The sequence below is a fragment of the Haloechinothrix sp. LS1_15 genome, assembly GCF_033042135.1.
Taxonomy (GTDB): domain Bacteria; phylum Actinomycetota; class Actinomycetes; order Mycobacteriales; family Pseudonocardiaceae; genus Haloechinothrix.
This window is the reverse complement of record NZ_WBXM01000002.1, coordinates 273,611-286,649: the sequence shown is the minus strand read 5'-3', so window position 1 is coordinate 286,649 and position 13,039 is coordinate 273,611. Positions and strand designations below refer to the sequence as shown.

The following is a 13,039-nucleotide window of genomic DNA, read 5'->3' as shown; positions in this document are numbered from 1 at the left end:
CACGGCCGCAGGCGCGGGCATGCTGGCGTCCGGTCTCGCCGGATGCGGTCTCCAACCCGGCGGCATCTTCCCGCGCGGCGGCGCCAACTCCAGCGCCGAGGGCAGTGCGGGCGCGGTGCTGCGCAGCGACGCCCCGTTGCCGGAGCCGTTCACGGTGCCGTTGCCGCTCCCTCCGGAGCTCGACCCGGTGCGCAGCGACGGGCAGGGCGACTACTTCGAGCTCACCCAGCAGGCTGCCCGTATGGAGATCCTGCCCGGACTGTCCACCGAGATCTGGGGCTACAACGGGACCTTTCCCGGGCCGACGATCGTGTCCCGGCGCGGGCGGCGCACCGTGGTGCGCCATCGCAACGAGCTGGAGGTGCCGACCGTGGTGCACCTGCACGGCGGCAAGACCCCACCTGAGCACGACGGCTACCCGACCGACCTGGTGCTACCGGCAGGCGGGGGGCACCGGCACAGCGGCCACGTGGAGCGCGGCGAGCACGACGGCTTCTTCGCCGACGGCGAGTGGGCGTACGAGTATCCGGCCGACCAGCAGGCCGCCACCCTCTGGTACCACGACCACTCGATGGATTTCACCGGGCCGAAGGTCTACCGCGGGCTGGCTGGTTTTCACCTGATCCGGGACGACGAGGAGGAGTCGCTGGGACTGCCGTCTGGCGAGCGGGAGATCCCGCTGATGATCGCTGACCGTTCGTTCGCCGAGGACGGGTCGTTCCGCTACCCGTCGAAGGATCACTCACTGCTCGGCGAGCCCGGCGTTGAGGGTGACGCGATCAGCGGGATGCTGGGCGACTGCATCCTGGTCAACGGCGCGCCCTGGCCGGTACTGGAGGTGACCAACACGCGGTACCGGTTCCGGCTGCTGAACGCCTCCAATGCCCGGCGCTACCGGCTCGCCCTCGATCCGCCCCCGCCGGAGGGCCCGTCGTTCGTCCAGATCGGCAGTGACCTGGGGTTGCTGTCCGAGCCGCTCGGCCACAACCGGATCCAGCTGGCGCAGGCGGAACGGTTCGACGTGGTGGTGGACTTCTCGGCCTACCGGGTGGGCGAGCAGGTGACGCTGGTCAACGAGCTCGGCGACGGCGGCACCGGGCAGGTGATGCGGTTCGTGGTGGCCCGGCGCGGGAACGAGGACAGCCAGGTCCCGTCCACCCTCGCGGACGTGCGGCCGCTGACCAGGTCCGACGCGACGGTCGAGCGGGCGTTCACCTTCGCCCGAGGCGGGTCGTCCGCGCACGGTGTCACGCTGTGGACCATCAACGGTGAGGAGTTCGACCCGGACCGGATCGACGCCAACCCGCGGCTGGGTGCGGTGGAGCTGTGGCGGCTGCACGGGTTGAACGTGGCGCACCCGATCCATATCCATCTCGCACAGTCGCAAGTGCTCAGCCGTGATGGCAACGGCCCGCGCCGCACCGACAGGGGCTGGAAGGACACTGTCGATCTCGACAATGGCGAGCGCGCCGAGCTGCTGGTGCGGTTCGACGGCTACCGCGGCAAGTACGTGTTCCACTGCCACAACCTGGAGCACGAGGACATGATGATGATGGCCAACATCGAGGTCATCTAACTCCCCGTACCCCATCCTGATCGCTTCTCGCGGGTGCGTCACTCCGCCCCGGAGATGTCCGCTTCCTGGTTACCGATGCGAAGGAGGAGCGCGGCCATGGCCCAGCTCACCGAGACACCGACCCGCACCCGGTCGAGCGTGTTCGTGCGCCTGGCCGAACGGTCCTACCGGCTGCGCTGGTGGGCGCTGCTGGCGTGGCTCACCGTCATGATCGGCGTCACGGTCGGCGGGCAGGCCGTGGGCAGCGACTACTACAACGACTTCACCCTGCCCGGCACCGAGTCCCAGGAGGCGATCGACACGCTGCGCGCGGACGCGCCCGCCGACGCGGACGCCACCGTGCAGGTGGTGTTGCAGCACCCGGACGGGCTGGCGGCGGCGCCCACCCGCGAGCGGGTGGCGGGGATGCTCGCCGAGCTCACCGACGTCCCGTCGGTACGCGACGTGGCGAGCCCGTACGCCAGCGAGGCGACCGTCTCGCCGGACGGCACGATCGGTTACGCCACGGTCACTCTCGACGGCGAGTCGCCGGACGTGCCCAGCGATCACGTCCGGACCCTGATCGACACGGCCCAGGCGCACGCCGGTGACGACCTGCGGGTGGAGCTGGGTGGCGACCCGGTACGCGCCGCGGAGGAGGGCGACGGTCCTCCCGGTGAGATGGTGGGGCTGCTGGCGGCACTGCTGATTCTGGTGCTGCTGTTCGGTTCCCTGCTGGCGGCGAGCCTGCCGATCATCATCGCGGTGGTCGCGGTGGTGAGCACGCTGGGCCTGATCGTGCTGGCCTCGCACCTGGCGACCATCGCCGACTTCACACCCCCGCTGATGATGCTGGTGGGTCTCGGCGTCGGCATCGACTACGCGCTCCTGATCTTCGCCCGGTACCGGGGGGAACTGATCGCAGGCGCCGAGCGGGACGAGGCGGCGCGCCATGCCCTGGACACGGCGGGCCGTACCGTGTTCTTCGCCGCCTGCACCACGGTGATCGCCCTGTTCGGGCTGGTCGCGCTGGGGCTGGGGGCGTTGCAGGGGGTTGCGGTCGCGGTGGCGCTGACCGTGTTGATGACGATGGTCGCCTCGCTGACGCTGCTGCCCGCGCTGCTCGCCATCGTCGGGCGGCGGGTGGAACGCGCGGTGCGCCGCCGCACGCGACGCCGAGCCCGCCGGGAGGCGCGGGGTGCCGGGCCGGATGGCGGCGTATGGCGGCGCTGGGTGAGCCTGGTGCAGCGGTCGCCGTGGCTGGCCACGCTGCTGACGGTCGGCGCGCTGCTCGCGCTCGCCGCACCCGCACTGGGCATGCGGCTGGGTTTCGCCGACGCGGGCACCGATGACCCGTCGACCACCAGCCGCCAGTCGTACGACCTGCTCGCCGAGGGGTTCGGCCCGGGGTTCAACGGGCCATTGGCGGTGGTCGTGGACGGCGACCGGGAGGCCGTCGGTGCGGCGCTGGGTGCGCTCGATGCCGCCCCGGGCGTGGCGGATGCGTTCCCGGCGGGACCGCCACCCGACGGCGCGGGGGTGACGACGGTGATCGCCGTGCCGGAGCACGCGCCACAGGACGAGGAGACGGCCGAGCTGGTGACCCTGCTGCGGGAGGACGTCCTACCGCCGGTGGCGGACGAGACCGGCGCCACCTATCTGGTTGGCGGCACCACCGCCGCCGCGATCGACTTCGCCGACGCCGTCGCCGAGCGCCTGCTCGTGTTCGTCATAGTGGTGCTCGGCCTGTCGGCGCTGCTGCTGATGATGGTGTTCCGCTCGGTGCTGATCCCGTTGAAGGCGGCGGTGCTTAACCTGCTCAGTGTCGGTGCCTCGCTGGGCGTGCTCACCCTCGTCTTCCAGAACGGGGTGATGGCCGGTGCGCTCGGTATTCAGCCGGGCCCGGTCGAGGCGTTCCTTCCTGTGATGATCTTCGCGATCGTGTTCGGGCTCTCGATGGACTACGAGATGTTCCTGCTGTCCCGCATGCACGAGGAATGGCAGCACCACCACGACGCCTCGCGCGCGATCCGGGAAGGGCTCGCCAACACCGGCCGGATCGTGGCGGCCGCCGCAGCGATCATGGTGGTGGTCTTCGGGGCGTTCATGCTCAGCCCGGATCGGATGATCGTGCAATTCGGTCTGGGCCTGGCCGTCGCGATCCTGGTCGACGCCGCGATCGTCCGGTTCACCACCCTGCCCGCCATCATGCAGCTGCTGGGCCGCCGCGCCTGGTGGCTGCCACGGGCACTCGACCGTGCGCTGCCGCGCGTAGCGCTGGAGCGGGAACGGGCAGATACCACCAGTGCCGCCGGATGAAGCGATGATGTGGGGACCCATGCTGTGCTCCTGCCGGTTAGAACTGACTGTCACGGAGTATGATCGGCACTGGAGGGCACGTTCATCGGTGAACCCGGCGCGGAATGTCGAAGATACTGGGCAGCTTCGTCACCGTCCTCGACTGCGGCACGTATCTGCTCATCGACGACACACTACACCCGCTCGGCGTGGGCAACTGGTGACTCCGTGTTGACGGACGTCTGACTGCCGAGGCAGGTAGTCGCAGGCAACGTTCACAACGCGGTCCACTTCCAAGGGCGAGGAACGCAACCACGCAAGCAGGCAAGCCGATGCTGTGCTTCTCGCGCAGCACCCGGACTTGCGGTTGCCCTACCGAGCACGAACGTTGCCCACCGCAGCTCCTGGATATCTGCGAGAACCCGGAAACGTGCACTGGTGAGCACATCGTATCCGCCGTACGCCAAGACAAACTGGCGATAGTCGTCTTCGGTTAATCGCGCGAAATCCGCGTAGTCAGCAGCGAGCGGTATCAAGTCCCAGTCCGCGTGCCCCTGGGCGACGCGTTCCAGATCCAGCACGACAGGCGACCGGGCGTCGCTCACCGCGAAGTTGCCTTGCCATGCATCTCCGTGGACAACGCAGATCTCTTGCTCACCTGGCAGCTCGTTGTACTGCTCGCGCAGAGCGGTCACGCGGTGAGTGAGCCACGCTCGGTCTTCGTCGTGAAGGTGGAGTGCGGAGCTGATCCGTTCCGCGATCCCAGCAAGCGGGTCGAGCTCGGGAAGAGGGACTTGAGCCGGGAGCTTCAGGGCATGGAGTGACCGCAGAACTGCGCCGAGCTCACCGGGCGTTGCGGGGCGGTGCTCGGGGAGCTCCTCCCACCAGGTGACCGGCCGGTGATGAACCACAGTTGGCTGGGGAACGCCTTCCAGCGCACGCACTGTGGGGACGCCAGCGGAGAGCAACCAGCGGGAGAGCTCGACCTGCCGCTCAGCATTCTCGTATGTATCTTCCCTCCCGACCCGCGCCACTACTCCGCCGGGCAGCCGGAACAACACGTTGGATCCGTCGCGGACGAGTTCCGCACGAGCGGCGTCGAACCCGGCACGCTCTCCTGCAGCGGCCAGGACATCGCGTACGCACAAGGGTGAAGGAGTCACGGAGTTCATGGTGTCATCCGGCAGAGTAGTTGCCACGGGATCTGGGCGGTGTTCGGTTGACGCTGCCCTCCTGGTGAGCACGACCTAGCAGCATTCTTCCGAACGGATCACAACTACGGTGATCGGCGCCTATCCCACGCGGCTCGGCCCAAGTTCGGCCTACATGGACCCTGCCGCGACTCGCTGCCCGAGGAGGCGCTCGCAGATGTGGGCATCGAGCGGCGACACCGCAGTCGCGTTCCCGTAGGTACGCACAGTTCGCGGCACATTGCGAATCCGCTGCGCGGCGACGCGACCTCCCGTCATGGCCGCCAGCTCAATCACGTCGTGAAGGATGGCGACACTGCGAGCTACATCGCCGAGGAGCAGTCGACTCTCCGCGAGATGCGCGCTGACGATTCCCCGTTGGACCGCGTCTCGCGGCTCGCCTAGCTTCCCACCCCACCGTCAACAGCCTCACGCCCCGCGACAGCTAGCTGTCCCGAGTTGCCCTGCCAGCACGATCGGCCAGGACCGGAACTGCCTTGATCGTTTCCTGATCTAAGTGTTCCCAGATCAGCCCGCCTGGGCGGCGTGACGGGCCGCACTCAATGACATCCTCGGGGGTGACGATCACGTCCACGCTGAAGTCGTGCTCGGTCTCGGGTAGCTCGTTGTCAACGACCTGTAGGGAGTGCACGGTGGTAACGACTGTGGTGTTCGGCCCGACCAGGCCCGCCTCTTGCAGGAGAGCGAACTCGATGTCGGAGTACCCGGAACCCTTGCCGAGTCGTACGCCGTGCCGGTTTACAGCCACGCTGCCGCACAGGATGAGGTCAACTGGCCGCATGTCTTCGACGTCGATCTTGCGCGCCACAGACGCGGCCACCTTGCTCGACGCGGCTTCGCCAGGCGGGACGGTGAGCGTTGCCGGGTCCAGGAGGTAGAAGGGCTGCACATCGGCTAGCTTCGGCACGGCCATGTAGACGAGCTTGTCTTCGGAAAGCGCCCGCGCCCGTGCCGGTAGCTGCGCCTTGTCCGGCACTGCCTTGACTACTCGCGCGTTCCTCCACACACACAGCTCGGCCAAGCGCCCAGCTGCAGCCTCTGCACCGTAGAAGGCAGGGATGCGGCCGTGCACACCTGCCGGAACGGCTCGTTCCCGTTCCAGCAACGTCCATACCCGGTCACGGATGGCGTTCTTGTCCTGGTCCTGCTCCACGCTGGTCATAGTGCTCCCTCACGCTGCGGCCATGAGCGCGAGCAGCCGATCGTACACATCCTGAACGTCGGCCACGTGTCGCCAGGGTCGTAGCTCTTGCCCGGCGCTGAAAACCACGTTCAGTCCACCACCGCTCCATGTCTGTTCGACATCGTCGATCGCGCTGTGCAGCGCGCCTGCCGCCTCATCGAGCTTCTGCTGCCGGATGCACGCCAGCGCCAGGTTGCCGAACACGATGGCCCGCGACTTCGATCGGCCACGCAGCTCGACGGCCGTACGTTCCAGGATGGTTTGGGCGTGCTCGGCATTGCCGAGGAACAGGTAGCAGGATCCGGCCAATCGGCCGTGTTGCGTGGGGAGGAGCGAATCCGCTGCTGTGTCGCACACACTGATCTGCTCGAAGTGCTGTTCGGCGGCACCCAATGCTTGCTCGCATTCTGGCCGCTGGCCGAGCATGGCGTGCGCCTCGGCAGCGTGCAGGACACCGAGCCCGGCCAAGACCTGGCTACTATGGCGGGCGGTCGCGGCGGTCAGCATCGCCAGGTCAAGCCCGGATCGCGGGCTTTTCTCCCCGTAGAGCGCGACGAAGCTCATCCGTAGTAGCGCTAGCGCTTCGGTGTTGGGCGCATGGACCTGCCGGGCGGCTGTTATCGCCTGCTTCAGGTACGTTCGGGCCGTCGTGTGGTCGCGTCGCTGCGAGGCGTCCCATACTGATTTGCCCATCAGTGTCGCAGCTTCCGCTTCAACCGCGAACAGCTCACGCCGGATTCGGTCGGAGTCGGCATGTGCTCGTAGGAACGACACCTGCCCGAGACACTGCCCGACGTCGGCGAGTAGGGACGTAGAGGCGGCCGTGTCGTAGCGCTGATCGAGCTGGCGTACCCGTTCCCGCAGTCGAGCGACTGCCAACACGTCGACACTGCCGGGATGCCGCAAGGCGCAGCTCACCGGCTCATCGGCATGCTCGTCGGGCCTACCGGGCTCCGCGAGCTGCCTGTCGAGCTGGTCCATGGATCCGTGCCGGGCGCCCGACAGCTCGGATCGGAGCCACGAAGGTGGCTCTGTGCGGGTTGCGACCATCGTCGTCAGCTGATCGATGCGGCGTTCCGGCACTCCGAAACCACGCAGGGAATCCATGAGGACGGCGAAATCCGACTCGGAACCCAGCCGGGGAACTCCGAATCGGTCGCGTGCGTAGAGATGGGCGAGCAGGATCTGGTACCGCTCGCCAGGAGCGGTCGTCGCTCGCGGGCTTTCCCAACGAGCGACAGTGCGCTCGATGCTAGCCAGCTGCCGCCCGCGCAAGGTGTTCACCCCCAGCTCTTGAGCGCATTCTCGTAGTGCACGCGCGAGTTCGGACCAAGACCAGCCACGTGACTCGCGGAGCCGTCGCAACTGGTCTCCAGCGGTCACGGCTTTACTTGCGGCCACGGCATACCCCCTGGACTCCAGCTACAGCGGCACCACCAGTCGAGCAGCGCCTCGTTCCTCAGCATAGTTCAGCGTGTACCGGGTTCCGCTGGTGGAATCACGGCCACGGGGAAATCCGATCACCAACTCGATGCGATCGACCATCCACCGGTTACGAGCATGATAGGCAGCCGTGTCCAACTGTTGCGCTCCCAGCTCGACCACGGCGGAAACCCTGCCACCCTCGTTCCACGAGGCGATCGCATCTGCGGCGGCAGACGGCTGATGAACCACCGCACAGGGCACCACAACGGTGATGGCAACGTTCGAATTCTCTGCCAGCCAGTGCAGTGCGATCGTATCGATTCCGACCGCGCCGCCGAGATAGAACATCACTCCGTCGGCAGTGAACGGTTGCACGTAGCCGCAGAACAGCTCCCACAAGTCGGCATCATCGACACCGCTGGTGCTCCTCGTACCGGTGATCGTCACTGACTGCGCTTATCACTACTTCTCCCCGGCTATGTCATGGAATGTCATCTATCGCTGACCGCGCACGACACGATTCCATGGTTGTTGTCGGTTGCGGTATGGCCCCGACCGCCGCAACCGACAACAACCAGGACGTTGCGATGAACCTACGGAACGACATGCTGCACTTGCTACTCGACGCGAATCGACTCGCTCACGCCATCCATACACCAACGTGGCGGAATCACGAACGAAGCAGCCGCCCCAAGCTGACTCCTCGGCCATTCACGTGATCGCGGTGTCCGGTCGACATCGGTTACGGCGTAGCTGGTGGGGCTGGCTGGCGCAATGGCGACGTCGGCGAGTGCGGCCGCGTTCGACAGTGTGGGGCCGGGACGCGCACGGTTACCGGGTTCCGGTGACTGTGTGGGCGTGTCCCGGCGGGGTGGTGCTCAGTTCACCGACCAGCGACGTCGTGCCGTCTCGCAGGCAGGCCGAACAGCTCCAGGTGTCCCTGGGATTGGCGGCCACAGCCCTGCCGCGGTTCAGGTTCCAGCTCCGCACCCACGCCCGATCACCGGATCGTCCCGTCGGCCGCGCCGACGCGCCCACCGGAGGTCACCGCCCCGGGATGCCGGAGCGCGTTCGGATGGTGTTCGGCGGTCCGGAACCTCCACCGGCTGCGGTGAGGGCGACTCGCCGACGCCACCACAGCCACCCCCGGCAGGAGCCACCGGCAGCACCGACGACAAGAACAATGATGATCACACGGACACCGAACCGATCCACCGCTGGCCGAGCCGGGATCTCGACGGTGCCAGCCGGGCGGCGTGACGCCGTGTTGCTCCGTGCCGCCTGCGTTTACTACGCGGAGGTGTCCCGCTGGCCGATCGTGCTAGACACCGCACACCGGCAGGCCCAGCTGGTTGTCAGCGGCCATATCGATGCGATTACCATGCCCGCCTCACCGGCAGGCGAGGCAGTACCGCACGGCCTGGTGACCGACCGGGCCCGTGCGGCCATCACCACGATCGCCGGTGCCGACCTGCGGCCCCAGTGGGCGGTTCCCGCGCTCAGCGCGATCGCCCCCTCCACGGCGAGCTGGACACGGACCCCGGTGCGGCGGGTACGCATCCACTGCCCAGCGACGTTCACCTACCAGCGACGGGGACGACCCGCCACGTCGCTTGTTCTCTCCCTCACCCGCAACCACAATGTACAGCCACCTCAGGAGGAGGCCACCCATGCTGGCTGAAGATCGGGATTTCCTCGCCAGAATCTCCCGGGTGCACCGGACAGTCTCTGAATCGTTCTTCGCTCTCGCCGACGGCTCTCTATCGCCGGAAACTGCCGCATGGATCGGCAAGGAGTACACCGCGATCGGTGAGGAGTTCACCCGCCGAGCCCAGCGCGCGACGGCCACGGTCGAAACGACCACCATCGACGGTGAGTACGCTGCGCCCGAGTGCCGGAGTCACGCCCTGACTACAGAGACAACCGCAGCACGCGGCGGCTCACCTAGCACCCGTCCATAGACCGCCACAACCGTGTCGCCAGATCGAATCGGCCAGCTTCGGTTCCTGATATCGATAACGCGGAATAGATGCGCGACGAGTCGGACGTAGAGTAACCCACATCAGCTCCCAGTCCAATGGAGTCCCGCCGCGTAGGCGGGAGTCACCGTCCCTGTACACGCTTACATCCTGCTCGTCATGGACGCCGCAATGGAGTCCCGCCGCGTAGGCGGGAGTCACCCCCATCCCCACGCACCCCGCCCACATTCGTGATCGGCTCAGCCGCAATGGAGTCCCGCCGCGTAGGCGGGAGTCACTCGCCATGTTTGGCGCGCCCTACATCTCCATCGTCTGGCCGCAATGGAGTCCCGCCGCGTAGGCGGGAGTCACCGGCCGGGCGGCTATATGTGCGATGAATGTTGGCCAGTGCCGCAATGGAGTCCCGCCGCGTAGGCGGGAGTCACATCCTGCGCGTCGGTGGCGTCCTGATCGTCGTCGAGGCCGCAATGGAGTCCCGCCGCGTAGGCGGGAGTCACGGATGCGGCGTGATTTCGATTTCGCGCATGCGCGCAGCCGCAATGGAGTCCCGCCGCGTAGGCGGGAGTCACAGTCGCACTGGTCGTGGTCGCGGTCGACCAGTTTGGCGGCCGCAATGGAGTCCCGCCGCGTAGGCGGGAGTCACTGGTCGCAAGTGGAGCGAGCAGCGCTACACGAAGGCCGCCGCAATGGAGTCCCGCCGCGTAGGCGGGAGTCACGCGCCATCGGAGACGCCCACACGTCCGACCACCACTGGCCGCAATGGAGTCCCGCCGCGTAGGCGGGAGTCACCGGTGATATGGAGCGACGACGCCCGCGACACGGTGCCGCAATGGAGTCCCGCCGCGTAGGCGGGAGTCACCAGAGTGGACATACGTTAACTGCACGCAACCCGTGAGTGCCGCAATGGAGTCCCGCCGCGTAGGCGGGAGTCACAGCTCCTGAAATCCATGAGCTGTGACCAGCGACGATACCGCACCATGCGAGCGGTCGCCATCCACACCCCCTTCGACAGCCTTCAACGGTGATCCACACGCCCGGTAACAGCCCCTGAGCTGCATGCGAGCACTCCCCGGGGTTCGGGGCCGTACTTCACCGCTCGCACGCGCCAGCGCCACCACTGGCTCGATACGCCTTCCGCATTTCGAAATCGGGACGGTTATCTTGGATCCCGGCAAAGCTGAGCTCGATCGATCCTTAGGACGGCTACCGAGGACCTCTGGCGACGCCCTACCGCGCGGTATGGCGAGTACCGACACCGGAACACCCCTGCTGCGGTCGGCGCCCCTCACCGAGATCTCGAACGGACGCCAGCCGACGTTCATTGCACCCGGCTGGAAGCGACGCGCACCCGATCGGACGCCGCGACCGTCAGTGTCGGAGTAGCGCATCGGCCGAACAACGTTCCGCCACATCTCATGATTCGCACGAATACGCCGCAGCCAGGGGTTGTCACACAATCTGCGGGCCGGATTCTGGTAGCGCCCGTGGGCGGCCCAAGCAGCGAACAGCAGCCGGCCTGTTGGCGGGACCGAGGTCGATCTCCACGACGCTGTCTTCGGTAAGGTCCATCACCTCCGCCACCGAGGTTTCCAAGTCGGCGCGCTCTCCCAGCGAGAGGTCGCACAGGAACACCGAGTACTGCAAGCGTTGACCATGGTCCTCCATCAGGTTGCATACCCGCCGCAGACGCGACGGGTCGGCGATGTCGTATGCCATGAGGTAGCGTCGTCGAGCCATGATCGTCACCTGGTCACCATAGGTGTGTATTCCGGGATCTCGCCGACCAGTACCGCGCCGAGCAGCCTGGCCTGAACGTCCATTACCCGCCGGTAGGTGATGCGATACCCGAAGCTCGGGTGGCGAATCTCGGTGTCGAGCCTGCGTTCGTACGCGCGCAGTACCGTCCGGCGCGCATCGTCGGTCAACGCGACGGCGTTGGCGCGCCGGAGGAAATCCGCGGGCCGAACCTCGCCGTTGTTGAGGAGACCGACAACCACAGAATCGGCGACCAGCGGTCGGAACTCTTCGGCCAGGTCGAGCGCCATGGCGGGTCTGCCGTATCGGGAACGGTGGTAGATCCCGAGGTACGGATCCAAGCCGACGCCCAGGGTGATCGCGACCAGGTCTTTGGTCAGCATGGCGTAGCAGAACGACAGCAGCGCGTTCAACGGATCCGGCGGAGGTCGCCGGTTGCGTCCCTTCGCGGAGAAATCAGCCGCGAGGTCGGCTGCCTCGCTGGAGATCATGCTGGGAAACGCGGCGAAGTACAGGCGAGCCGCTGTTCCCTCGACACCTAGCAAGGACGAGAAGCTCTCCGTGTGTCGTGCCTGATCGGCGAGCCGCTTCAATGAAGCCAACGTCTCGGTGACGTTTCCACGTGCGTTGCGACGCAGCAGTGTCCGGCAGTTGAGGATCTTCCCCGCGATGATGCGTTGCGCGAGGCCTGCCCCACCTTGCGCGTGCACGGCGGTCTGCCTCCGCCGCAACTCCACGTACTTCGACATCTGCCCCTGGGCGAACCCGTGCAGCCATCCGCCGCTACTCAGCCACAGCACAGGGATTCCCCGGGCGAAGCATGCCTGCAAGGCTTGGGTGCTGACCTGGACCTTCCCGAAGACCACGAGCTGTGCGGTGTCGAGCAACCGGAACGTCGCGATCTTCTCCTTGTCTCTGGTGACCTCCAAGCGACCGCTGCGCACACCCACGAACGCACCCGGTTCGGTGACATACACCGGGCGCTGGTCGGGATCCTTCGGCACCAGTCTGCGCGGCGGCTGCTCGCGGCGCGCAAGGAGCGCGTTCGTCTCGTCGGGTAGACACAGCCCGACCAGCGAGCATCTCGTGCACTTGGGGCTGTCCACCAGCGGCAGCGGTGCGGCCGCCTGGTCGGCGACGTTCCAGGTTTCAGCAACCACATCCCGGGCCCAGGACAGTCGCTGGTCGGTGAGCTCCACCCGCACCCGGCGACGGGGTGTCGCGTAGTACAGCTCTGCGTAGTCAACTCGGTATCCGTGTTCGATGAGCACCAACGCCTGCAGGCACACCTGCACCTCGTCGGACGGCCACGGCGTGTCGTCGTCTCGTGGTGAACCCTTCTTGTAATCGACGGGAACGACGGTGCCACCGTGGCCTTCGATGAGGTCGAGTTTGGCGATCACCCCGAGCTGTTCGGAGGACAAGGTCACCGACCGGGCCGCGCGCAGGTCGCCGTCCTCGGGTAAGGGCGCGGAACCGGTCTCCGCATCCACTTTCCGGTGGACCTGCTTGCCGAGCTTGGTGTCGTCGTTGTCGGCGAAGCGTGCTTCCACCCATTCCAGGTAGAACAAGCGCGGGCAGTAGACGTACTCGTTCACCATGCGAGCAGGAAGCAGGTCGCCGGACATGGTTC

General features: G+C 66.8%; 10 protein-coding genes and 1 CRISPR repeat array. Of the genes, 4 read left to right on the top strand and 6 right to left on the bottom strand.

The genetic code is table 11. From position 1 onward, the window contains the following. Nucleotides 1-19 precede the first annotated feature (19 nt). Both F8178_RS04125 and F8178_RS04120 read left to right on the top strand, forming a co-directional pair. Nucleotides 20-1,576: a multicopper oxidase family protein gene (locus tag F8178_RS04125; protein ID WP_317493496.1), complete on the top strand. Its 1,557-nt coding sequence runs from the start codon at nt 20-22 to the stop codon at nt 1,574-1,576. A gap of 96 nt (nt 1,577-1,672) precedes the next feature. Further along, the gene (locus F8178_RS04120) at nt 1,673-3,874 is read left to right on the top strand and encodes an MMPL family transporter (RefSeq protein WP_317493275.1); all 2,202 of its coding nucleotides are present in this window, start codon (nt 1,673-1,675) and stop codon (nt 3,872-3,874) included. A gap of 254 nt (nt 3,875-4,128) precedes the next feature. Here the strand turns inward: F8178_RS04120 and F8178_RS04115 are convergent, their stop codons facing one another. From F8178_RS04115 to F8178_RS04100, 4 genes are all read right to left on the bottom strand, one after another. After that, complete coding sequence (locus F8178_RS04115) at nt 4,129-5,025, bottom strand: phosphotransferase (RefSeq protein WP_317493495.1); 897 nt, start codon at nt 5,023-5,025, stop codon at nt 4,129-4,131. Between the two features lie 463 nt (nt 5,026-5,488). Further along, nucleotides 5,489-6,226, bottom strand: coding sequence for a 5-formyltetrahydrofolate cyclo-ligase (locus tag F8178_RS04110; RefSeq protein WP_396344969.1), 738 nt, complete (start codon nt 6,224-6,226; stop codon nt 5,489-5,491). 9 nt (nt 6,227-6,235) lie between these two features. Beyond that, the gene (locus F8178_RS04105) at nt 6,236-7,531 is read right to left on the bottom strand and encodes a transcriptional regulator (RefSeq protein ID WP_317493274.1); all 1,296 of its coding nucleotides are present in this window, start codon (nt 7,529-7,531) and stop codon (nt 6,236-6,238) included. A gap of 138 nt (nt 7,532-7,669) precedes the next feature. Next, a complete protein-coding gene (locus tag F8178_RS04100; RefSeq protein ID WP_317493273.1) occupies nt 7,670-8,119 on the bottom strand; it encodes a hypothetical protein in 450 nt (149 codons plus the stop codon). Nucleotides 8,120-8,912: 793 nt separating this feature from the next. On the opposite strand from F8178_RS04100, the gene F8178_RS04095 reads away from it, so the two are divergent. Both F8178_RS04095 and F8178_RS04090 read left to right on the top strand, forming a co-directional pair. Next, nucleotides 8,913-9,353: a hypothetical protein gene (locus tag F8178_RS04095; protein WP_317493272.1), complete on the top strand. Its 441-nt coding sequence runs from the start codon at nt 8,913-8,915 to the stop codon at nt 9,351-9,353. Next, complete coding sequence (locus tag F8178_RS04090; protein WP_317493271.1) at nt 9,343-9,633, top strand: hypothetical protein; 291 nt, start codon at nt 9,343-9,345, stop codon at nt 9,631-9,633. The genes F8178_RS04095 and F8178_RS04090 overlap by 11 nt, the downstream gene beginning before the upstream one ends. A 110-nt stretch (nt 9,634-9,743) precedes the next feature. Continuing rightward, nucleotides 9,744-10,584: direct repeats of the CRISPR family, unit length 36 nt; unit sequence GCCGCAATGGAGTCCCGCCGCGTAGGCGGGAGTCAC. Between the two features lie 516 nt (nt 10,585-11,100). On the opposite strand, the gene cas2 is transcribed toward F8178_RS04090, so the two are convergent. Together cas2 and cas1 are read right to left on the bottom strand one after the other, a co-directional pair. Next, nucleotides 11,101-11,388 carry a CRISPR-associated endonuclease Cas2 gene (cas2, locus tag F8178_RS04085; protein ID WP_317493493.1) on the bottom strand — a complete coding sequence of 96 codons (288 nt, stop codon included), beginning with the start codon at nt 11,386-11,388 and terminating at the stop codon, nt 11,101-11,103. Between the two features lie 5 nt (nt 11,389-11,393). Further along, nucleotides 11,394-13,034 (bottom strand): CRISPR-associated endonuclease Cas1, encoded by a 1,641-nt coding sequence (cas1, locus tag F8178_RS04080; protein WP_317493270.1) that lies wholly within the window; start codon nt 13,032-13,034, stop codon nt 11,394-11,396. Nucleotides 13,035-13,039 lie beyond the last annotated feature (5 nt).